Source organism: Arthrobacter sp. Y3221048, from assembly GCF_059092685.1.
Genome location: NZ_JBNHHX010000004.1, coordinates 309973 through 329146, shown reverse-complemented (window position 1 = coordinate 329146; position 19174 = coordinate 309973). Strand labels below are relative to the sequence as shown.

17 protein-coding genes are annotated in these 19174 nt (G+C 67.7%); 4 read left to right on the top strand and 13 right to left on the bottom strand.

Features of this window, described 5'->3' with window-relative positions:
* Window positions 1-143 precede the first annotated feature (143 nt).
* A complete protein-coding gene (locus tag AC5RVS_RS14005; RefSeq protein WP_494108598.1) occupies window positions 144-1751 on the top strand; it encodes an MFS transporter in 1608 nt (535 codons plus the stop codon).
* A 5-nt stretch (window positions 1752-1756) separates the two neighbouring features.
* Here the strand turns inward: AC5RVS_RS14005 and AC5RVS_RS14000 are convergent, their stop codons facing one another.
* The 5 genes from AC5RVS_RS14000 to AC5RVS_RS13980 form a co-directional block, all read right to left on the bottom strand.
* Window positions 1757-2605 (bottom strand): Rieske (2Fe-2S) protein, encoded by an 849-nt coding sequence (locus AC5RVS_RS14000; protein ID WP_494108597.1) that lies wholly within the window; start codon window positions 2603-2605, stop codon window positions 1757-1759.
* A gap of 181 nt (window positions 2606-2786) precedes the next feature.
* The gene (hpaD, locus tag AC5RVS_RS13995; protein WP_493989287.1) at window positions 2787-3884 is read right to left on the bottom strand and encodes a 3,4-dihydroxyphenylacetate 2,3-dioxygenase; all 1098 of its coding nucleotides are present in this window, start codon (window positions 3882-3884) and stop codon (window positions 2787-2789) included.
* A 31-nt stretch (window positions 3885-3915) separates the two neighbouring features.
* A complete protein-coding gene (gene hpaE, locus AC5RVS_RS13990) occupies window positions 3916-5445 on the bottom strand; it encodes a 5-carboxymethyl-2-hydroxymuconate semialdehyde dehydrogenase (RefSeq protein WP_493989288.1) in 1530 nt (509 codons plus the stop codon).
* Between the two features lie 110 nt (window positions 5446-5555).
* Complete coding sequence (locus AC5RVS_RS13985; RefSeq protein ID WP_494108596.1) at window positions 5556-6266, bottom strand: GntR family transcriptional regulator; 711 nt, start codon at window positions 6264-6266, stop codon at window positions 5556-5558.
* On the bottom strand, window positions 6221-7693 hold the full coding sequence (locus AC5RVS_RS13980) for a fumarylacetoacetate hydrolase family protein (protein WP_494108690.1): 1473 nt from the start codon (window positions 7691-7693) through the stop codon (window positions 6221-6223). The genes AC5RVS_RS13985 and AC5RVS_RS13980 overlap by 46 nt, the downstream gene beginning before the upstream one ends.
* A gap of 446 nt (window positions 7694-8139) precedes the next feature.
* Here AC5RVS_RS13980 and AC5RVS_RS13975 point away from each other — a divergent pair, with 446 nt between their 5' ends.
* A complete protein-coding gene (locus AC5RVS_RS13975) occupies window positions 8140-9984 on the top strand; it encodes an HNH endonuclease signature motif containing protein (protein ID WP_494108595.1) in 1845 nt (614 codons plus the stop codon).
* Between the two features lie 218 nt (window positions 9985-10202).
* Here the strand turns inward: AC5RVS_RS13975 and AC5RVS_RS13970 are convergent, their stop codons facing one another.
* The 6 genes from AC5RVS_RS13970 to AC5RVS_RS13945 all read right to left on the bottom strand — a co-directional run bounded on the left by AC5RVS_RS13970 (window position 10203) and on the right by AC5RVS_RS13945 (window position 16147).
* Entirely contained in the window at window positions 10203-11195 is a 993-nt protein-coding gene (locus tag AC5RVS_RS13970) for a serine/threonine-protein kinase (RefSeq protein WP_494108594.1), read from the bottom strand.
* 88 nt (window positions 11196-11283) lie between these two features.
* A complete protein-coding gene (locus AC5RVS_RS13965) occupies window positions 11284-12090 on the bottom strand; it encodes an alpha/beta fold hydrolase (protein WP_494108593.1) in 807 nt (268 codons plus the stop codon).
* A gap of 2 nt (window positions 12091-12092) precedes the next feature.
* Window positions 12093-12425 carry a biotin/lipoyl-containing protein gene (locus AC5RVS_RS13960; protein ID WP_493986828.1) on the bottom strand — a complete coding sequence of 111 codons (333 nt, stop codon included), beginning with the start codon at window positions 12423-12425 and terminating at the stop codon, window positions 12093-12095.
* On the bottom strand, window positions 12418-13392 hold the full coding sequence (locus tag AC5RVS_RS13955) for an alpha-ketoacid dehydrogenase subunit beta (protein WP_494108689.1): 975 nt from the start codon (window positions 13390-13392) through the stop codon (window positions 12418-12420). The genes AC5RVS_RS13960 and AC5RVS_RS13955 overlap by 8 nt, the downstream gene beginning before the upstream one ends.
* 118 nt (window positions 13393-13510) lie before the next feature.
* Window positions 13511-14557: a thiamine pyrophosphate-dependent enzyme gene (locus AC5RVS_RS13950; RefSeq protein ID WP_494108592.1), complete on the bottom strand. Its 1047-nt coding sequence runs from the start codon at window positions 14555-14557 to the stop codon at window positions 13511-13513.
* Window positions 14558-14740: 183 nt separating this feature from the next.
* Window positions 14741-16147 (bottom strand): amino acid permease, encoded by a 1407-nt coding sequence (locus AC5RVS_RS13945; protein ID WP_493986830.1) that lies wholly within the window; start codon window positions 16145-16147, stop codon window positions 14741-14743.
* Between the two features lie 100 nt (window positions 16148-16247).
* Here AC5RVS_RS13945 and AC5RVS_RS13940 point away from each other — a divergent pair, with 100 nt between their 5' ends.
* Complete coding sequence (locus tag AC5RVS_RS13940; RefSeq protein WP_493967957.1) at window positions 16248-16721, top strand: Lrp/AsnC family transcriptional regulator; 474 nt, start codon at window positions 16248-16250, stop codon at window positions 16719-16721.
* On the opposite strand, the gene AC5RVS_RS13935 is transcribed toward AC5RVS_RS13940, so the two are convergent.
* Together AC5RVS_RS13935 and AC5RVS_RS13930 are read right to left on the bottom strand one after the other, a co-directional pair.
* Complete coding sequence (locus tag AC5RVS_RS13935) at window positions 16660-17136, bottom strand: hypothetical protein (protein WP_494108591.1); 477 nt, start codon at window positions 17134-17136, stop codon at window positions 16660-16662. The two genes, AC5RVS_RS13940 and AC5RVS_RS13935, sit on opposite strands and share 62 nt — an antisense overlap.
* 176 nt (window positions 17137-17312) lie before the next feature.
* Window positions 17313-18101, bottom strand: a complete 789-nt coding sequence (locus tag AC5RVS_RS13930) for a hypothetical protein (RefSeq protein ID WP_494108590.1) — start codon at window positions 18099-18101, stop codon at window positions 17313-17315.
* 242 nt (window positions 18102-18343) lie between these two features.
* Here AC5RVS_RS13930 and AC5RVS_RS13925 point away from each other — a divergent pair, with 242 nt between their 5' ends.
* On the top strand, window positions 18344-19051 hold the full coding sequence (locus AC5RVS_RS13925; protein ID WP_494108589.1) for an NUDIX hydrolase: 708 nt from the start codon (window positions 18344-18346) through the stop codon (window positions 19049-19051).
* The last annotated feature ends 123 nt before the right edge of the window (window positions 19052-19174 follow it).

The window sequence follows — 19174 nt, the reverse complement described above, 5'->3', positions numbered from 1 at the left end:
CCGGACTTGGGTCCGGGCGTGGAAGAGCCGGACCCGCAGGTTTCCCCCAACGCCTGCCGCTCCGGCTCTTTCGTTTAACCCACGTGTCGGCGGACAGGCACTCACGGTTTGGCAGCAGACCCATCCCGGCGTATGAATGGTAGGTGACTCAAGCCTCCGATTCCGTTCCAGAGAACCGCCCCGCGCCAGCACCGGCCGGCCCCGACGGCGTCGAGGCTGGCTTCGTCCCGGATCCGGGCCGCTGGCGGATCCTGGCCGTGCTGCTGGTGGCCATCTTCATGTCGCTGGTGAGCGTCAGCATCGTCAATGTGGTGCTGCCGTCCATCCAAATCGGGCTTGGCGCGACGGACTCGGACCTGCAGTGGGTGCTTTCCGGCTACGCGCTCACTTTTGGTGTGGTGCTGGTGGCCGCCGGCCGGGCGGGGGATATTCTGGGCCGCGGCCCGCTGTTCATTGCCGGCGTCGCGATTTTCACGCTCTCCTCGGTGGCCGCCGGACTCGCTCCCGACCCGCTCAGCCTGAACATCACGCGCTTTGTGCAGGGGCTGGGCTCGGGCCTGCTGAATCCGCAGGCCGTGGGCATGATCCAGCAGTATTTCCGCGGCGCGGAACGCGGCCGTGCCTACGGGGCGCTCGGCAGCGTGATCGGCGTTTCGGTGGCCATCGGACCCTTGCTGGGCGGGATGATCATTGAGTTCGCCGGGGTCCAGGACGGGTGGCGCTGGACCTTTCTGGTGAACGTACCGGTCGGGATCCTGGCCATCGTGCTGGCGCTGATGTGGTTCAAGCCCCGGCGCAGTGCTGACCGCCCCGGGGTTGAAGACCGCGAAGGCGCCGCCGGCGATCGTCGCACCGCCGCGCCCGAAAGCGCTGCAGCCAAAACCCCCGCGGCCGCAACCGCCGGGACCCGGGCAGCCAAAGCCGAGCGTGACCTCGATCCCGTCGGGGCTGTGCTGCTGGGCCTGGCCGTGCTGGCGCTGCTGCTGCCGTTCGTCGAACGCGGGACCGGTGCATGGATCTGGCTGCTGCTTCCCGGCGGCGCGGGACTGCTGGCGCTGTGGGCGTGGTGGGAACATTCCTACCGCCACCGCGGACGCAGCCCGATGGTCGACCTGCGGATCTTCCGCACCCGCAGCTTCTCCGCCGGCTCGCTGATCGCCGGCCTGTATTTCATGGGCGTGACGAGCGTCTGGGTGCTGGTGGCGCTCTATATCCAGCAGGGGCTGGGTGGCACCGCACTCGAGGCAGGGTTGATCGGGCTGCCTGCTGCGCTGTTCGGGGCCTATTCGTCACACTGGTCCGGCAAGCGGGTGCTGGAGCGGGGACGGCAGATGATCGTCGTCGGAATCCTCTGTGCGTTGCTGGGGCTGGCGCTGACCATCGCCGTCATCCAACTGGAGGCAGCAGGCGTGCTCAGCATCTGGTGGATGCTGCTGACGTTGTCGTTCATCGGCATGGCGCAGGGCCTGATTATCACCCCCAACCAGACGCTGACCCTGGCCGACGTGTCGTTGGAGTACGCGGGCAGCGCCGGGGGAGTGCTGCAGACGTCCCAGCGCATCGGCACCGCCGTGGGCATCGCGGTGATCACCGCCGTCGCCTTTTCCGTCGAGGCCCGGTCGGGCTGGACGGAGGCGATCACCGCCGGCCTGGCTGTCACCGCCGCGTCGGTCGTTGCCACGCTCGTCATTGCCGGATCCGACGCCCGCCGGGCCTCCCGTGGGCCCAGGGCGCGGTCTCCGCGGGGCTGATCCGGTCAACTCAGCCGGACCTCGACCTGCCCTTCGCGGACGCGTGTTTCGTAGGCCGGCTGCTCGGAGCTGGCGGGGCCCCTGACGATGCTGCCGTCCGCCAGGCGGAACTGGCTGCCATGCCAGGGGCAGGTGATGCACCCGTCGTCGACCTGTCCTTCTGCCAGCGGCCCGCCCATGTGGTTGCAGACGCTGTCCAGCGCCCGGACGGTGCCGTCGCTGCGATACAGGACCAGCGACACGTCTCCCGCGTGCGCCAGCTGCGGCCGGCCCTCGGCCAGCTCGTTCTCCGCCAGGACAGGGGTCCACTCGACGGGACCTTTTCGCCACGCGGTGTGATTGACGTTGACGCCGCGCGCGTAGCTCAGGTGACCGCCCAGGTAGCCGCCGGACATGACCAGCCCGAAGCCGCCCAGGGCGAGCACTTTGGCGAACCCCCGGCTGCCGCTGCGGCGGGCCAGGAAGGAAGCGGCGAAGCAAGCCAGCGCCGCCGAGTTGGAAGCGGCGTGCACGATGCCGAGCCGGCGGTCCTCGCCCTGGGTATACGACCAGTCATTGAGCCCGGCCCATGCCGTAGGTGCGGCCGTGAGGATTCCGGCAGCGACCAGGAGGTCGGCCGCGGGCTCGGCACGGCGGCCGCCCACCGTGTCGAGCAGCGTGGACATGGTCCAGGCGCCGATGGGAAAGTCGGTCATGAGCGGATGCAGCGGATGGCCCACGAAACTGCCGCTGAGAATGTTCCTGATCGGCCGGGGGCTGACCATCCTGCCCACCAGTCCGGCCACCGGCTCGGCAACCTTGTCCAAAGCCTCGGTTCGTTCGATCCGTGCAACGACGGTGCGCAGAATATTCACGCCGTTCCCCCCATCCCCTAGAACGGTCGGCAACCGGGGCGGGCCCGTCGGCCGAGCACCGGCACCGCATTTAGCTGCCAGTGTGGCATCCCGCGGCGGGGCGGGCAAGGCTACAGACGCCGCTGGGCGGCTTCCCTGCGGAAGCCGCCCAGCGGCGTCGTCATGTGGTCGATGACCGGGACTAGACCTGGTTGCCGATCTTAAAGCCCTTCGACGCCTGGCCGCGGAAGGTGCCGTCCTCGTCGTCTTCCCGGGTGAAGGAGAACCCGTCGGCGCCGATGGTCACCTCCATCTCGGAGTTGTCGGTGCGCTCGATGACTTCCTGCGGGTTGCCGTCGAGGTCCAGCACCAGGGACGCCTCGGTGTACCAGGACGGGACCACGGGGTTGCCCCACCAGTCGCGGCGCTGGTTGTCGTGGACGTCCCAGGTGATGACCGGGTTGTCCGGGTCGCCGGTGTAGTAGTCCTGGGTGTAGATCTCCACGCGGTGTCCGTCCGGATCCAGGATGTACAGGTAGAACGCGTTGGACACGCCGTGGCGGCCGGGGCCGCGTTCGATCCGGTCGGACATGCGCAGGGCGCCCATCTTGTCGCAGATCTGGATGATGTTGTGCTTCTCGTGAGTGGAGAAGGCCACGTGGTGCATGCGCGGGCCGTTGCCGCCGGTCAGGGCGGTGTCGTGCACGGTGCCCTTGCGGTGCATCCAGGCCGCGTAGGTCACGCCGTCGGAGTCCTTGATGTCCTCGGTGACGCGGAAGCCCAGGTCTTCCAGGTACTTGCGGCCGCGCGGCACGTCCGGGGTGACCTGGTTGAAGTGGTCCAGGCGCACCAGCTCGCCGGCCGAGTAGAGGTCGTAGCGCATGTGCAGGCGCTCCACGTGGTCCACCTCGTGGAAGAACTCGTACGGGAAGCCCAGCGGGTCCTCCACGCGGACCGAGTCGCCGATGCCCTTGACGAAGCCTTCCTTGCGGCGCTCGGTACGGCAGCCCAGCTCCTGGTAGTAGGCCTCGGCACGGTCCACGTCCTCCGGGGACCGCACGCGGTAGGCGAAAGCCGCCACCGCGGCGATCGGGCCCTTCCGCAGTACCAGGTTGTGGTGGATGAACTCTTCGAACGAGCGCAGGTAGATCGCCTCGTCGTCTTCGTAGCTCACGTGCAGGCCCAGCAGGTCGACGTAGAAGGCGCGCGACTTGGCCAGGTCGGTGACCACGATCTCCATGTAGGCGCAGCGCAGGATGTCCGGGGCCGGAACCGAGGGCTTGGGGATTTCGTTGCTCATAATTCTCTCCTTCGAGCGGTAGGGGTAAGTGTCAGGCGTCCGGGATGGCGGCGGCGTCCTCGGCCTTGCCGAAGACCGGGTTGTGCACCTCGCCGAGGTTGATGTGCACGGCCTGCTGGTCGGTGTAGAAGTCGATGGAGCGGTAGCCGCCCTCGTGGCCCAAGCCGGATGCCTTCACACCGCCGAACGGGGTGCGCAGGTCGCGGACATTGTTGGAGTTCAGCCACACCATCCCGGCCTCGACGTTCTGGGCGAAGTTGTGGGACCGCTTCAGGTCGTTCGTCCAGATGTAGGCGGCCAGTCCGTACTTGGTGTTGTTGGCCAGTTCAAGGGCCTCCTCGTCCGTGTCGAACGGGGTGATGGCCACGACCGGCCCGAAGATCTCCTCCTGGAAAATCCGGGCGTCCGGGGCCACGTCGGCGAAGACGGTCGGCTGGATGAAGTTGCCCTCCGGGAACTCCTCCGGGCGGCCGCCGCCTGCCGTCAGGCGGGCCTCCTGCTTGCCGATCTCCACATAGGACATGACCTTGTCGAAGTGCTCCGGGTGGACCAGGGCACCGACCTCTGTTGTTTCCTCGTGGGGGAGGCCGACCTTGACCCGCTTTGCCTGGGCGGAGTAGCGCTCGACGAATTCGTCGTAGATGCTCCGCTGGACCAAAATGCGTGAGCCCGCGGTGCAGCGTTCGCCGTTGAGGGAGAAGACGCCGAAGATCGTAGCGTCGATGGCTGCCTCCAGATCGGCATCCTCGAAGACGACGGCGGGGGACTTGCCGCCCAGCTCCATGGACAGGCCCTTCAGGTAAGGAGCCGCGTTCGCGAAGATGATCTGGCCCGTGCGGGACTCGCCCGTGAAGGAGATCAGCGGGACGTCCGGGTGCTTGACCAGGGAGTCCCCGGCGAAGCCTTCCTCGCCGTAGCCGTGGACGATGTTGAAGACGCCCTCGGGCAGGCCGGCTTCTTCGAAGATTCCCGGCCACAGGGAGGCGGAGAGCGGGGTGAACTCGGCCGGCTTCAGGACCACGGTGTTGCCGGTCGCCAGCGCCGGACCCAGCTTCCAGGACTCCAGCATGAACGGGGTGTTCCACGGCGTGATCAGGCCGGCAACGCCGATCGGCTTGCGGTTGACGTAGTTGGCCTGGCGGCCGGGAACCTTGAAGGCGTCGTCGTGCTGGGCGACGATGAGGTCGGCGAAGAAGCGGAAGTTCTCCGCCGCGCGCTGGGCCTGCCCCAGGGCCTGCTTGATGGGCAGCCCGGTATCGAAGCACTCCATCTCGGCCAGTTCCTGGCCGCGGGACTCGACGATGTCCGCGACCTTGTGCAGCACGCGGGAGCGCTGGCGCGGAAGCATGGTGGGCCAGGGGCCGTTCTCGAAGGCGTCCTTGGCGGCGGCAACGGCCGCGGCGACGTCGGCGACCTTGCCGGAGGCGGCCTTGAGGTACGGCTTGTTGGTGACCGGGTCCAGCACGTCGAAGGTGTCGCCGTCGATGGAGTCGACAAGCTTGCCGCCGATGTAGTGCTGCAGGTGGGTGGGCAGGTTGTCCGGGACAAAGTGCTCGGCCATGATGGTCCTTTCCATTGGGGTTGAATGGTCGGTAGTCGGTGAGGTCTGGGCTGTAGAGGGTGCTTGGCCGCTGACGACGGCGGGTTGTCGCCTTCCGCAGCGGGCGCGGCCTACAGGGGCGAGGGCGGCAAGCCGTCCGCGGCCAGGTAGGCGTTGAGCGTGTTGGTCCGGTGTGCCCGGGCCGCCTTCTCCACCTCGCCGGTGCTGGCACCGGCGTCGATCAAATCCAGCAGTTGCTCGTGTTCCTCGACCGAGGAGCGGGCGCGGCCGGGGATGTGGCTGAAGCTGGAGGCCCGCATCGCGTTGAGCCGGTTCCAGCCCCGGTGTACCAGGTCCAGGATGTGCGGGTTCGGGCAGCGTTCGTACAACCCGGCGTGGAACCGGTCGTTGAGCTGGGTGAAGCGGCGCGGATCGAAGTCCTCCAGGCACCGGCGCAGCTCGGCGTTGACCGCGCGCGCCTCGGCCAGGTCCACGGCGGAGAGCAGCGGCGCGGCCAAGGCCGTTGCCGCGCCCTCGATCACGGCCAGCGTCTGCATGGTGTGCAGGTACAACTCGGCGTCAACGGCTGCCACCGTCGCGCCGATATTGCGCTCGAACGTCACCAGGCCCTCGGCCTCCAGCCGGCGGATCGCCTCGCGCACCGGGACGGTACTGCAGCCAAGCTCCGCGGCGATGGTCCCGAGGACCAGCCGGTAGCCGGGCACCAGCTCGCCCTTGGCGATCCGCTCGTGCAGCAGCTCGTAGGCCTGTTCCGACTTGCTGGGGGCCAGGGTGGTCACTTCGGTTGCTCCGCGACCCAGGCCTCGTAGCGTGCGCGCCATTCGGCGTTCATCGGGAACAGGCCCTCGATCTTGTGGCCCTCCTTGACCATCTCGAAGACGAAGCTGTCCTGGCGTTCCTGTTCGACGACCTCGCCCGCGATCTCGGCGGCGAGGGCCGGCGGTATCACCAGGATGCCGTTGTCGTCGGCGACGATGATGTCCCCGGGCTGGATGGTGGTGCCGCCGCAGGCAACCGTCACGTCGGTGTCCCAGGGCACGTGCTTGCGTCCCAGCACCGCCGGGTGGGCGCCGTTGTAGAACGTCGGGATGTCCAGCGCCGCCACCTCGGAAAGGTCGCGGACCCCGCCGTCGGTAATGATGGCTTCCGCACCGCGCACCTGGGAGCGCAGGGCGAGGATGTCCCCGAGGGTGCCGGAGCCCTTCTCGCCGCGGGCCTCCATGACCAGGATCTCGCCCGGGCCGAGGGCGTCGATGATGCGCTTCTGCGCGTTGTAGCCGCCGCCGTGGGACTTGAACAGGTCCTCGCGGTTGGGCACATACCGCAGCGTGCGGGCGGTGCCGATGACCTTCTGCCCGGGCTTGGTGGCCAGCAGGCCGTCGACGCTGACGTTGTTCAGCCCCCGCTTCCGCAACGCGCCGGAGATGGTGGCCGTGGCGACCGACAGCAGCTTGGCCTTGACGTCCTCGGTCAGCGCGGACTTGCCGGTAATTGCCGGGGCCAGGCCGGCCGCTTCCTCGCTGCCGAAGGCATCGATCCGGTCGGCGTCGGTGATCTTGGGAGTGTTGCCGAAGGACGCGAATTCCGCCTCGCCCTGGGTGACCGTGGTCGACAGGCGGCCGGTGCTCAGCCCGGCGGCTTCGTCGGAAACCTCGACCTCGACGACGTCGCCCGGCACGATCACGGAGGAGCCGGCCGGGGTTCCGGTGAGGATAATGTCTCCCGGGTGCAGTGTCATCAGCTGCGACAGGTCGGCGACAATGCGGGCGAAGGAGAAGATCAGGCCGGCGGTCGTGTCGTCCTGGACGACCTCGCCGTTGACCCAGGTGCGGATCCGGAGGGCGTCCGGGTTGACCGACGCGGCGGGCAGCAGGGCCGGGCCGATCGGCGTAAAGCCGTCGCCGGACTTGGAGCGGACGTTGGAGCCCTTGTCCGCGTACTTGATGTCGTAGACGCCCAGGTCGTTGCTGGCGGTCACATGGCCAACATGGTCCCAGGCCTCCTCTACGGTGACGCGGCGGGCAGGCTTGCCGATGAGGAGGGCGATTTCGCCCTCGAAGGCCAGCAGTTCGGTGCCCGCGGGGCGCTCCACAGTGCCGCCCGAGAGGGCCAGCGAGGAGGAAGCCTTCATGAAGTAGGAGGGGTTCGCCGGAACCCGTCCACGCTGTGCCGCCCGGGAGTTGTAGGACAGATGTACGGCCAGCACCTTGCCGGCGTCCTCCAGGATCTGGGAATCAACCGCCTGCAGCGTGCCCGCGGACTGGGTGACGTTGGCTTCGGACAAAGCATCCTCCTGTGAAGTACGAAATCGTATATGATCCATCATGGCCTGTGGCGGGGGCCACGTCAAGGCGGCTGAGAGGTTTTTCGACCGACTGGTGGGTGGGGATGGTGGGGGCTACGGTCGGCCTGGTGGGTGGGATGGTGGGGGCTACGGCCGGCCCGGTTGGTCGGCTACCGCGGGCCTTGGGACCCGCCGAAAGTGGCTACTGCGCAGGAAAGCGGCCTGACCCTTGGGCGATACAGCGTCGAAACCAGTCACCAGAACCGGCCGACCGGACAAGCGGAATCCGCATGGCAAGGTACGCCGATTACGCGACGGCCGCTCGAGCGTATTTCAAGGGGTCATCCACTACTCCTACACAATTACCCGTTCCGATGGCTATCGAATGTGTGTACGAATAAAATTGTGGTATGGCTCTTGCACCGTTGGACCGCACCGGGGAGATGGGAACATCCCTGGCCCAGGCGTTTGTCCTGCTGCAGGATGTCGCTGACTGCTTTCCCGCCGACTCGGCGTCCCTGTCCACCCGGGATCTGGTTAGTACCGTAGCGGCGGTGGAGGACGTTTCGAAGCTCGTGGAGTTCCTGCAGGCCGTCGGCGCCCAGGCCGTGGAACGGGCGGACATCGCCGCCAACGGGGAACACCCGGCGGCGCCCGGACCCGGAGCCGGCACAGGCGCCGAGGCCGGAGCCTGTGCCGGGGCGGGGGAGTCTGCCCCCGCCGGAGCTGCGGGGGCAGGGGCGGGTGCCGGTGCCGTCGCGTCCAGCCCGGCGGGGGCGGGGGAGTGGGCGGATCCGGCGGCGGCGATCAGCACAGGCGGCGTGGAGGCCGTCGAAGCGGACCTGTCCGGGTCCAAGCAGGCGCAGCGCCGCCGCAAGACGGAGTTTGCCAACACCGCGGAGTATCTGCGCTCAAGGCTGGGGATCGGTATCGTCGAGGCGCGGCGCAGGCTGCGGGTCGGCAAGGCGATCACCGCGCCGGTGCGGTTTGACGGGGAACCCGGGGTCCCCGCGCTGCCGGTCTTGGCGGAGGCCATGGCCGGCGGGGAGGTCAGCGGCCAAGCCGCGGCCGTGGTGGTGGATTCGCTGGACCGGGCCCGGCACGCCGGCACCCCGGAGGCATTGCAGGCGATGGAAGCGTCGCTGGTCCGGCAGGCCGTAGAGGCCGATGCCGACACCCTGGTGATGGTCGCCAGGACGTGGGAAACTGCGGTCGACCAGGACGGTGCCGAGCCGACGGAGGAGGAACTGCGGGCCCGGCAGGGCATGTTCTACCGGGGCCGGCGGCGGGGGCTGCACCAGTTCGTCATTAACACCACCGATGCCCAGTACGAAGCCCTCGCCACCGTGATGAACAGCGCCGCGAACCCGCGGATCCGCCCCGACGCCATCGAAACCGCCGCCAACGGCGGAAGTGGAGGTGGCACGGCAGGATCCGCCGGCCCCGGCACTGGCAGCGCGGGAAACACCGACGCACGCAGCACAGCGGCAGTCACGGATCATGCTGGTGCGGCCGGGACCGGCGTGGCAAACGCCGCAGCCGCCACATGCGCTGCCGACCCGGAAATGATTCCGGCTGTAGGGGCTGGGTCGGCAGGGGCTGATGGCCGTGGGGCAGTGGATCCGGCCGTGGTGGAGGCGATGGACGATGCCACCCGGGCGCAGAAGCTGCTGGCCGGCCTGGTCGGGGCCTGCCGGATCGCGTTGAACACCGGCAGGCTTCCGGACTCGGGCGGGCACCGGACACAGGTGATCGTTACCACCGGGTATGACCAGCTGGCCGGGCTGCTCTCGGGCGGCGGCAGCGCGGTCTTCACCGGCCCGGTCTCGGCCACCACGGTGCGCCGGATGGCGTGCGACGCGGAGATCATCCCGGCCGTCCTCGGGTCCGAGGGCGAAATCCTGGACCTGGGCAGGTCGCAACGGTTCTTCAACCGCGCCATCCGCCGGGCCCTGGTCGCCCGGGACAAGGGCTGTGCCTTCCCGGGGTGCAGCATGCCCGCGTTCTGGACCGAAGCACACCACATCATCCCGTGGTGGGCCGGCGGCCGCACCACCGTCGATAACGGGGTGTGCCTCTGCCTGCTCCACCACGACCTGATCGAGCAAGGCAACTGGCAGATCAACGTCGTCGACGGCATCCCCTGGTTCACCCCGCCGGACTACATCGACCCCCGCCGCAAACCGCTGCGCAACTCCTACTGGCAAACCCACGTCCCACCCCAACCACTCCACGCCGCACCATCACTGGCTTAGCCCTTTGGCGGCGCCAACCATCTACCCGCGCAGATCAGGCGGTGCCCGGGGATGCTCCCTAGGCGAATTTCGCCGCGATAGACCGCCGGAGCAATCGCCAAGCGTGCGAGCAGCCGCACTCCTAGGCGTGCGAGCAGCACCCCTAGGAGTGCGAGCGGCCCCGCACCCAGGCGCGGATGAAACAAGCGGGCGGCGGGCAGAGTTTGCAGAACGTCGGTTCAGCCCACGCTGGGAGCGCGGTTCGGCGGCGCGGGAATGGCCACGTTTCCGGTGATGTGCCCGCCGGTACGCTCTTCGATTGCCCCGGCCGTGTCCGATCCGGTCGTACCGTTCAACAACGCAGGGGATGACAACACGGGGGCCGTCGCTACGATCTGCTCGGGCAGCGGCGCTTCTGCCAGGTTCCGCAACCTCAAGGCCACTTCGTGGGCGGTCGGACGAGTCTGAGGGTCGCGGCGGGTCATCCAGGTCAGCAGGTCCGCCCATTCGGGATCCAGCGAATCGGGAAACTCCGGGTCCCGCAGTAGGCGTGCGACCGCTGCCTCCATAGGCGTACCCGGGAAGGCCTTGCGCTGGGTAAGGCACTCGAAGAGTACCAGGGCCAAGGAGTAAACATCGCTGGCACCGGTAACTTTCTCGCCGACGGCCTGTTCCGGGCTGAGGTAGTTCGCCGTTCCGATGGTCGCGCCCTGGGCCGTGGCCATGCTGGATTCGACCATCCGGGCGATGCCAAAGTCGGACAATTTGGGGTGGTGCCGGGTGTCGTTCGGGCTGCCGTTGGCCAGCAGGATATTGGCCGGCTTAACGTCGCGGTGAATGACACCCTGATCGTGGATGTAGTTGAGCGCATCGGCGAGGTCGGCCCCGATTTGGGCTGTGTCCACGGACGTGAGCGGGCCGCTCCGCAATCTGCGCCGGAGGTCGGCTCCTTCGATCAGTTCCATCACCAGGTAACTGGTGGTGGCGCCGTCGGCCGCCGTGTGCAGGCCGGCATCCAGCAAGGTCACCAAACCGGGGTGGTTCAGCGTGGCCAGCAGCAGGGTTTCGGTGTGTTGCCGCCGGTACTCGTCATCGTCCGGCGTCGTCGGTGCGAACATCTTGACCGCCACCTCGCGGCCCAAAGATTCGTCCACGGCCCGGTACACGGACGCTGCCCCGCCGGTGCCTATGAGCTCCCGTGTCCTGTAGCGCCCGCCCAGGAATACCTCCATCAAGCCTCCACGCCCCAGGAATTTAGTCTCATCGGTAATTGTACCGACCAAAAGCGCCCTACACGGCACCGAAAAAATGCGCGAACGGTCAACCAGCGAGGAATTCGATGGCGGCGGTCTTGAACGCCCGGGAGGTCACCGCGTTGGCGTGCGTGCGCGCGGGCAGCCACATCAGCTCCGCCGAGTCGGAGAGCGCAGCCAGCTCCGGTGCGGTGACGGCCAGGTCGTCCTTGTCGCCGGCCACCAGGAGCACCGGCATCCTCGGCACGGCCTCGGTCGGGACGAACGGTTCGGTCTTGACCGCCTCGATCATGGTCATCAGCGCGAAGATGTCGTTCGACGGCACCAGCTTGGCCATCCGCAGGAGCTCGGCGGTGTTGACGTCCTCGATGGGCGTCCCGTCCGCCAGGAAGCGCTGGGCAGCGCGCAGGTCGAAGTCCGCCAAGGGATCGCTGCTGCCGGGCCCGCCGAGCACCATCCGCCGGACCAGTTCGGGCTGGGTGGCCCCGAACTCCCACGCCAGCCTCGCTCCCAGGGAGTAGCCGATCAGGTCAACCCCGGTGTCGGGGTCGTTCTCTTTCAGCGGACGGACCTTCGCGTCCTGGACCAGCTGCAGCAGGTCGGCGCGGATCCGGCTGGGCGCATAGGCATCCATCTCTTCCGGCGCGGCGCTTTCGCCGTGGCCGGGAAGGTCCACCGTGACCACGCGCCGGCCGGCCTGGGTCAGCGCGGTGATCCAGCCGGCGTCCTCCCAGTTGAGCTTGCTGGAGGAGGCGAAACCGTGCAGCAGGATCACCGGACGGCGGGGGCCTTCGGTCCCTTCGGCGGCCTCGTGCACCTGAACGTGCAGGCGCGGGTCGAGGCCTTCAACGGTGTGCTGCGGGTTGTTTCCCATGCTCAGTCCTCGTCGTCGAGCGCCGCGGTCAGGCGGACGCGGCGCTTAGGCGCTTCTTCCTTCGGTACGGTGCCCACAATACCGGCGGTGTCGTCGGGAACCTCGAAGACGATCAGCGGTTCGCCCACCTTGATGGTGTCGCCGGGTTCACCATGGATTTTCACCACTTTGCCCGCCTGCGGGGAGGGGAGCTCGACGGCGGACTTGGTGGTCTCCACCTCGACCAGCGGATGGTTGCGCTCGATCTGCTCGCCCTCGGCGACCAGCCACTCCAGCACGGTTGCCTCGATCAGGCCCTCACCAAGATCCGGCAGGGGGAACGTAATTTCAGCCACGGCGATACTCCAATACTCGCTGGATCCCGAACAGGATGCGGTCAATGTTGGGTACGTACTCGTCTTCCAGGTCTCCCGAAGGGTACGGTACGTCGAATCCGGTCACCCGCTCAACAGGTGCCCGCAGGGTGTTGAAGCAGCGCTCGGTAATCAGTGCGGCCACTTCCGCACCGAGGCCGGAGGTCAGCGGTGCTTCATGCACGACGACGGCGCGGCGCGTCTTGGCCACGGATGCGGCCAGTCCTTCGGCGTCGATGGGCTTGAGCCAGCGCAGGTCCAGCACCTCGAGCTCGATGCCGTCTTCGGCGGCGAGCTCGGCGACCTGCAGGCAGCGGGCCACCATGGCGCCCCAGGCCACCAGGGTCAGGTGCCTGCCTTCGCGGACGATGCGCGAGCCTTCGGGGGAGTAGCCAGCCGGTTCGGCGCCGGTGTCCACCGGGCCCTTCTGCCAGTAGCGGGACTTCGGCTCCATGAAGATCACCGGGTCCGGCCGCGTGGCCGCGTGCTTGAGCAGGTGATAGGCCTCGTTCGGGCTGGACGGCGAAACCACCTTCAGGCCGGGCACGTGGGCGAACAGCGATTCCAGCGACTCGCCGTGGTGTTCGGGAGCGCGGATGCCGCCGAAGCTGGGCACGCGCAGGGTGATCGGCATCGGCATGGTGCCGCGGCTGCGGTAGTTCATCCGGCCCACCTGGCACACAATCTGGTTGATCGCCGGGTACGCGAACCCGTCGAACTGCACCTCGGGGATCGGGTGGTATCCCGCCATGGCCAGGCCCACGGACATGCCCAGGATGCCGGATTCGGCCAGCGGGGTGTCGAAAACCCGTGCCTCGCCGAACTGCTTCTGCAGGCCGTCGGTGATGCGGAAGACGCCGCCGAGCTGTCCGACGTCCTCGCCCAGGACCAAGGCCTTGGGGTTGTCCTGAAGCACCTCTGCCAGCGCGCGGTTCAGGGCCTGCTGCATGGAGAGGTTTTCGACGGCGGTGACGTGGCCCGGTTCCACCACGTCCACGGATTCCTGCTGGGCGCTGGTTTCTGTGGTGTTGTCGATGGCGGCTTCAAGGTCGCTCAGGGTCTTGTGCTCAGGCATGCTCGGACTCCTCCCGCCAGGCGCGTGCCTGGGCCTTCAACGCGTGTGTGGGTTCCTGGTAGACAAAATCGAACATCTCCGTGCCGGGACGGGAGCCCAATGCCGCCACTCCCTCCCGGATCTGTTCCTCTTCCGCCTTGGCGGCCTCGAGCACCTCGGCGAAGAAGTCCTCGCCGGCGACGCCGTCGGCTTCCAACCGGGTGCGCATGCGCAGCAGCGGATCCTCGCCGCCGTCGGCGCGTTCCTCGGCCAGGGTGCGGTAGCGGCCGGGGTCGTCGCTGGTGGAGTGCGGGCCCCGCCGGTACGTCATGGCTTCCACGACGGCCGGCCCATGGCCCGCGCGTGCATGGGCGAGGGCTGCGGCGGTCGCCTGGTGGACCGCCACGGCGTCGTTGCCATCCACCTGGAGGGACGGCATGGCGTAGCCGGCGGCACGGGCGGCTACGGAGCCCCCGGCCACCTGGCGTTCGGTCGGCACCGAGATGGCGAAGCCGTTGTTCTGGATGAAGAAGACCACCGGAGCCTTCATGACTGCGGCGAAGTTCATGGCTTCGTGGACGTCGCCCTGCGAGCTGGCGCCGTCGCCGAAGTAGGTGATGGCCACGCCGAGTTCTCCAGCCGGGGTGCCGGAAAGGGTCTGGCCGTGCGCCCAGCCGACGGCGTGCAGCACGGAGCCCGCCACCACCGCTTGGATCGGGGCAAAGCGGGTGGCCTGGGGATCGTAGAGGCCACCGTGCCAGCTGGCCTTATGGGTGGACATGTACTCGACCATGTCCACTCCCACCGTCCGGGCCACGCCCATTTCGCGGTAGGTCGGGAAGACGAAGTCGCGGGACATGTCCAGCGCGTACCCGCTGCCTACCTGTGCGGCTTCCTGTCCGAGTTCCGGTGCGTAGCCGGGAATCAGGCCCTGGCGCTGCCAACGGATGGCGGATTCGTCCAGGTGGCGCACCGACACCATCAGCCGGTAGAGCTCCTTGAGCTCCTCGGCGGACAGGTCAGGCTGGGCGGACGGGTCCAGGGAAAGAACGCTGCTCATGCCTGCTCCTCCACGTAGTTTTGGGGCCGCCGCGGTCCCCGCGGGGGAGGAGTACGACGGCGTCAGTTGCTTATGGTGACACTAGTCACCCTACGTGGAGTGTGCAATCTGTCACGAAAACACCGAACAGTGTGCACAGTTCGCCGGACGTATCAGCGATAACTGTAGGCAAACTGCTTACTGCTACCGGCGGGGTAAACTTCCGGCAGGTGTTCGGCGTGCGGCGAGTTTTGCCGCCGCGGCTATCGCGGCGATCAGCGCCAGGGTCGAGAGCAGCTGGATACCCGTTACCGGGGAGAAGAAGCCGAGCACCAGGATTGCGGCCAGCAAGGCAAGGCCCGCATACGTCATCGCCGGGAAGCCGCGCATCCGGAACGGCAGTTCGGTGCCGTCGCGGTCGGCCCGGCGGCGCAGCACCAGCTGGGACAGCAGGACCATCCCCCAGACCACCAGGCAGGTGGACCCAACGAAGTTCAGCAACACGGGCAGGACGCGCTCAGGGAACAACAGTTCAAGTACGGCCGCCACAAAACCAAACGCCACGGAGGCCAGCACGGCCCTGACCGGAACCCGGCGGGGGCTGAGCCTCCTGAGGGAAGCGGGGGCCTCGTTGCGTTCCGAGAGGGAAAAAATCATCCTGGATGCGCCGTACAGGTTGGCGTTGAGCGCCGAGAGCAGCGCAACGGCGGCGACCAGGGTGATGGCCACATCCGCGCCGGGGATCTGGGCGATCGAGAGTACCGCGGCAAAGGGTGATGCCAGTGCCTCCGAATCCCAGGGCACCGTCAGCGCGATCACGAGCACCGAGCCGAAGTAGAACACCAGGATGCGCCAGACAACGGTCCGGATGGCCTTCGCCACGCTGGCTCCCGGGTTTTCCGTTTCCGCGGCGGCAACGGCCACGATCTCGGTCCCGCCGAAGGCGAAGATCACCACCAGCAGCCCGGCGCCGATGCCGGCGATGCCGTTGGGCGCGAAGCCGTCGTCGCCGAAGATTACGCCCAACCCGGGCGACGGGACGTTGGGCAGCCAGCCGAAGAGCAAGGCGGCGCCGATGGCGAGGAAGGCCAGGATGGCGATGACCTTGAAGATGGCGAACCAGAACTCGAATTCACCGTAGTTGCGTACCCCGAACAGATTGACCACGGTGAAGACCACCATGAACACGAGCGCGAGCAGCCAGACAGGCAGCGCCGGCCACACCGTGGCCAGCAAGCCCGCGGCGCCCACTGCCTCGGCCGCTATCACCACTACCAACTGCAGCCACCAGAGCCAGCCGATGGTGGCGCCGGCGGTGCGGCCCAGCGCCTTCTCGGCGTATGTCGAGAAGGCACCGCTGCTGGGGTTGGCGGCGGCCATTTCACCCAGCGCCCACATCACGATGATCACCAACGTGCCCGCGAGCAAGTACGAAATCAACACCGCCGGGCCGGCGGCCTGGATGCCCGCTCCGGAGCCGAGGAAGAGCCCGGCGCCGATGGCGCTGCCGAGTCCCATCATGATCAGCTGGCGCTGCTTCATCCCGTGGCCCAGTCCGGCGGGCGGTGGGGCGCTCGGGTCGCGGTGGTGGGTGGCGGTAAAACGCGGCATCGACTGTCCTGTTGTTTGGCGAAACCAGCCCGTAAGCTGACAATTTGTCTAGCAGTGTCCCACAACTGGCGGCACCGAACCCGAAAGGACGCAGAGCGTCATGCAGATCGACTCTCTCGATGCCGACATCGTCACGCTATTCACGGAGGACCCGCGGATGTCCGTTTTGGAAGCCTCGCGGGTGCTGAAAGTAGCGCGTGCCACAGTACAGGCCCGGCTGGACAAGATGCAACGCGCCGGCGTGACGGTGGGCTGGGGGCCGCGGCTTTCGCCCGAGGCGCTGGGGTACGTGGTGCGTGCCTATTGTTCGTTCGTGATCCGGCAGGAGTCCGGGCACGACGCCGTGGCTGCCGCGCTCGCCGACATTCCCGAGGTGTTGGAACTGCACACCGTCTCCGGTGAAAGCGACCTGCTGGCTTGTGTCGTCGCCCGGTCGAACGCGGATCTGCAGCGCGTGCTCGATCAGGTCATGGCGACCAATACGGTGCTGCGTTCGTCGTCCGTGATTGTGCTCAACAGCCACTTCCGGGAGCGGGCCCTTCCGTTGGTCCAGGCTGCCGCCAATCCTCGCTGATCCCGGCTGGATGGTTCGTGCCGTCGTCGTAGACGTCGACGTCGGGGATCACCGCCGCGCGGCCGAGCCCGGCAGAGGTTCCGGCGATCACCGCGAAAACGGCCGGCAGCGCACCCGTGCCCGGAGCCAGCAGGGCGACGGTTCCCCACGTCAGTGCAGCCAGCCCTGCGGCAAATGCCAGCACGTGGACCCACTGCCGGCGAACCGGGCGCAGCGGCGTGCCCAGCAGGAGCGCGAACGGTGCGGCCAGTACGGCGGCGAAGAACAAGCCGAGCGTCAGCACCAGACCCCAGAAGCTCAGGGAAGAGGAGTGCGGCGACGCCAGCTGGTCGATGATGCTCAGGACCAGCGAGATAAAGAACCACGCGGCGACCGCGACCCGCCAGCCCTTGATGAAGGCGTGGCGGCCCAACACGACCCGGTGGTGCGCCGGCCGGGGCTTCGTGCCGTACCTGCGGCTCAGGATTTCGTTGTTGTCCGGCGGTGCGAGTCGCCGCCGCTGTCCCCGTGGGTGCCTGGCTGAAGCCTAACCTGGGGGGACCGGCGCCTTGCGGAGACGTAGAAATGGCCGCTGTGCATCCGTCCGTCGTGTCAGTCGGAGGTTGTCGGCTCCGGCTTTTCCAATCCGGCGAACGGTGCAAGGTCCCGCCGGAAGTTCTCGATGTCCCTTTCCGACAGCGCGGTGGCGCCGTAACCCAGCGTGATCGATCGAGCTGCCCACCCGTGCTCCGCGGCTTCTGCGGCTGCCTTGCCGGACGGGTCGCGGGACACATCCAGCAGAGTGATCGACAGCCACTGGGAATCCGCTTGTGCCGCTCCGCTCCACACCCAGTATCCGTCCGGATCATCGGTTCCGAAGCGCTCCCGCTGTTCCCGCTGCCAGGTTTCATCGTCGCCGTGCGGCGATGACTGGTGATCGAGAACCACCGCATCGAAACCATGGTCTGCGAGTCTCCCGTCGACGATGTCAATGATGCGCTGCCAGTCTCGAGGCGCCGGGGGAGCCGAGCCGCTGATGCGGTTGGCGGAGTTGTAGGTGGAATACGCGGACTCGCCGCCGTACCCGTTTCCTTCCTGCGGATACCAGCCCGCTTCCCCGTCGCGCTGCCAGCGCATCCCGTACTCTCTGCTGAGCGCGGATTCCACGTCGGACAAAAGGGCATCCGCCAGTGGTTCGGTCTGCTCTCGGGTAGGCGCAGAAAGTACTTCCTCGGCTGCAATGTGGGCGTGGCCCGGATAAGCACGCCAGTCCACAGTCGTTTCACGACCGCTCGTGTCGATGTAGGTGGTCGTGGGCGAGGGGGAACAACCAACGAGCAGGGCGACGACGAGAAGCCCAAGACCCATGCGCCCGGGCCGCGCGGGCCGTGCTGTCTGCATCCGAACCCTTCGAAAAGAAACCTGCCAATGACTTCCCACGGTAGTTGGGGAAATGGCAGTTGCGGGACGAACACGCGGGTCATCCGGAGAGACAAGGGTGGGGGGCCTGTCCGGTGCCGCCATGATCTCGGTGCCGTCACAATCCGCCGACATCGGGGTGCGATTGGGTCAATATGACCATAACCCGCTAGAATGAGTTCTAGTCAAAGTGACTTTTACTAATCTCCCGGGAGGAGGGAGCCATGCCGATCCACGCGGCCAACGTGTCGGAGCGTGCCCAGCAACCCCCTGAACTGGCCATCTCCACGGTCATCTTCGCCCTCCGCCCGGACCCGGAGACGGGTTCTCCCACCTTGTGGCTGCCGCTGGTCCGCCGTACCCGCCAGCCGTTCCGGGACCTGTGGGCCCTGCCCGGAGGTCCGTTAAGCCCCACCGAATCCCTCCAGGACGCCGCGGCACGGAACCTGGAGGAGACTACCGGGCTGCAGCCGAGCTACCTGGAGCAGCTGTACGCCTTTGGCGGCCTGGACCGGTCACCCGCGCAGCGGGTGGTCTCCATCGTCTACTGGGCGCTGGTGAAGCCGGACGAGGCAGCGCTGGCCCGCGAAACCGAGAACGTCCGCTGGGTGCGCGCCAATGAACTGGGCCAGCTGGCGTTCGACCACAACCAGATCGTGGACTACGCGCTGTGGCGGCTGCGCAACAAGGTGGAATACAGCTCCATCGCGTATGCCTTCCTGGGATCCACCTTCACGCTGGCCCAGGTCCGCGAAGTCTACGAGGCCGTGTTGGGCAAGCAGTTGGATCCCGCCAACTTCCGCCGCCAGCTGCGGGCGACGCCGGACATCGAACCGACCGACGAGTACCTGCAGGGCGGCCGGCACCGGCCGCCCCGGCTCTACCGCTACACCGGCAGCGCAGCGCAGCTCAGGGGCAGCCCGCCCGCCTAGCCGACTCCACGGCCGAACGCGCGGCAACCGCTCCCGCGGCACCGCCGCCGCACGCACCGTCCCAAGGCCCCGCCACCCGCCACGGATTTTTCCGACCTGACCCCCTGCCCAACAACGGAGAAC

Excerpts from the sequence above, each read along its gene's own strand:
- AC5RVS_RS13965 (WP_494108593.1), bottom strand. The coding sequence starts at position 12,090 with ATGGGAAACAACCCGCAGCACACCGTTGAAGGCCTCGACCCGCGCCTG.
- AC5RVS_RS13930 (WP_494108590.1), bottom strand. The coding sequence starts at position 18,101 with ATGCAGACAGCACGGCCCGCGCGGCCCGGGCGCATGGGTCTTGGGCTT.
- hpaE (WP_493989288.1), bottom strand. The coding sequence starts at position 5,445 with ATGGCCGAGCACTTTGTCCCGGACAACCTGCCCACCCACCTGCAGCAC.
- AC5RVS_RS13940 (WP_493967957.1), top strand. The coding sequence starts at position 16,248 with ATGCAGATCGACTCTCTCGATGCCGACATCGTCACGCTATTCACGGAG.
- AC5RVS_RS13955 (WP_494108689.1), bottom strand. The coding sequence starts at position 13,392 with ATGCAGCAGGCCCTGAACCGCGCGCTGGCAGAGGTGCTTCAGGACAAC.
- AC5RVS_RS13975 (WP_494108595.1), top strand. The coding sequence starts at position 8,140 with ATGGCTCTTGCACCGTTGGACCGCACCGGGGAGATGGGAACATCCCTG.
- AC5RVS_RS13970 (WP_494108594.1), bottom strand. The coding sequence starts at position 11,195 with ATGGAGGTATTCCTGGGCGGGCGCTACAGGACACGGGAGCTCATAGGC.
- AC5RVS_RS13950 (WP_494108592.1), bottom strand. The coding sequence starts at position 14,557 with ATGAGCAGCGTTCTTTCCCTGGACCCGTCCGCCCAGCCTGACCTGTCC.
- hpaD (WP_493989287.1), bottom strand. The coding sequence starts at position 3,884 with ATGAGCAACGAAATCCCCAAGCCCTCGGTTCCGGCCCCGGACATCCTG.
- AC5RVS_RS13925 (WP_494108589.1), top strand. The coding sequence starts at position 18,344 with ATGCCGATCCACGCGGCCAACGTGTCGGAGCGTGCCCAGCAACCCCCT.
- AC5RVS_RS13945 (WP_493986830.1), bottom strand. The coding sequence starts at position 16,147 with ATGCCGCGTTTTACCGCCACCCACCACCGCGACCCGAGCGCCCCACCG.
- AC5RVS_RS13985 (WP_494108596.1), bottom strand. The coding sequence starts at position 6,266 with ATGGCGCGCACGCTACGAGGCCTGGGTCGCGGAGCAACCGAAGTGACC.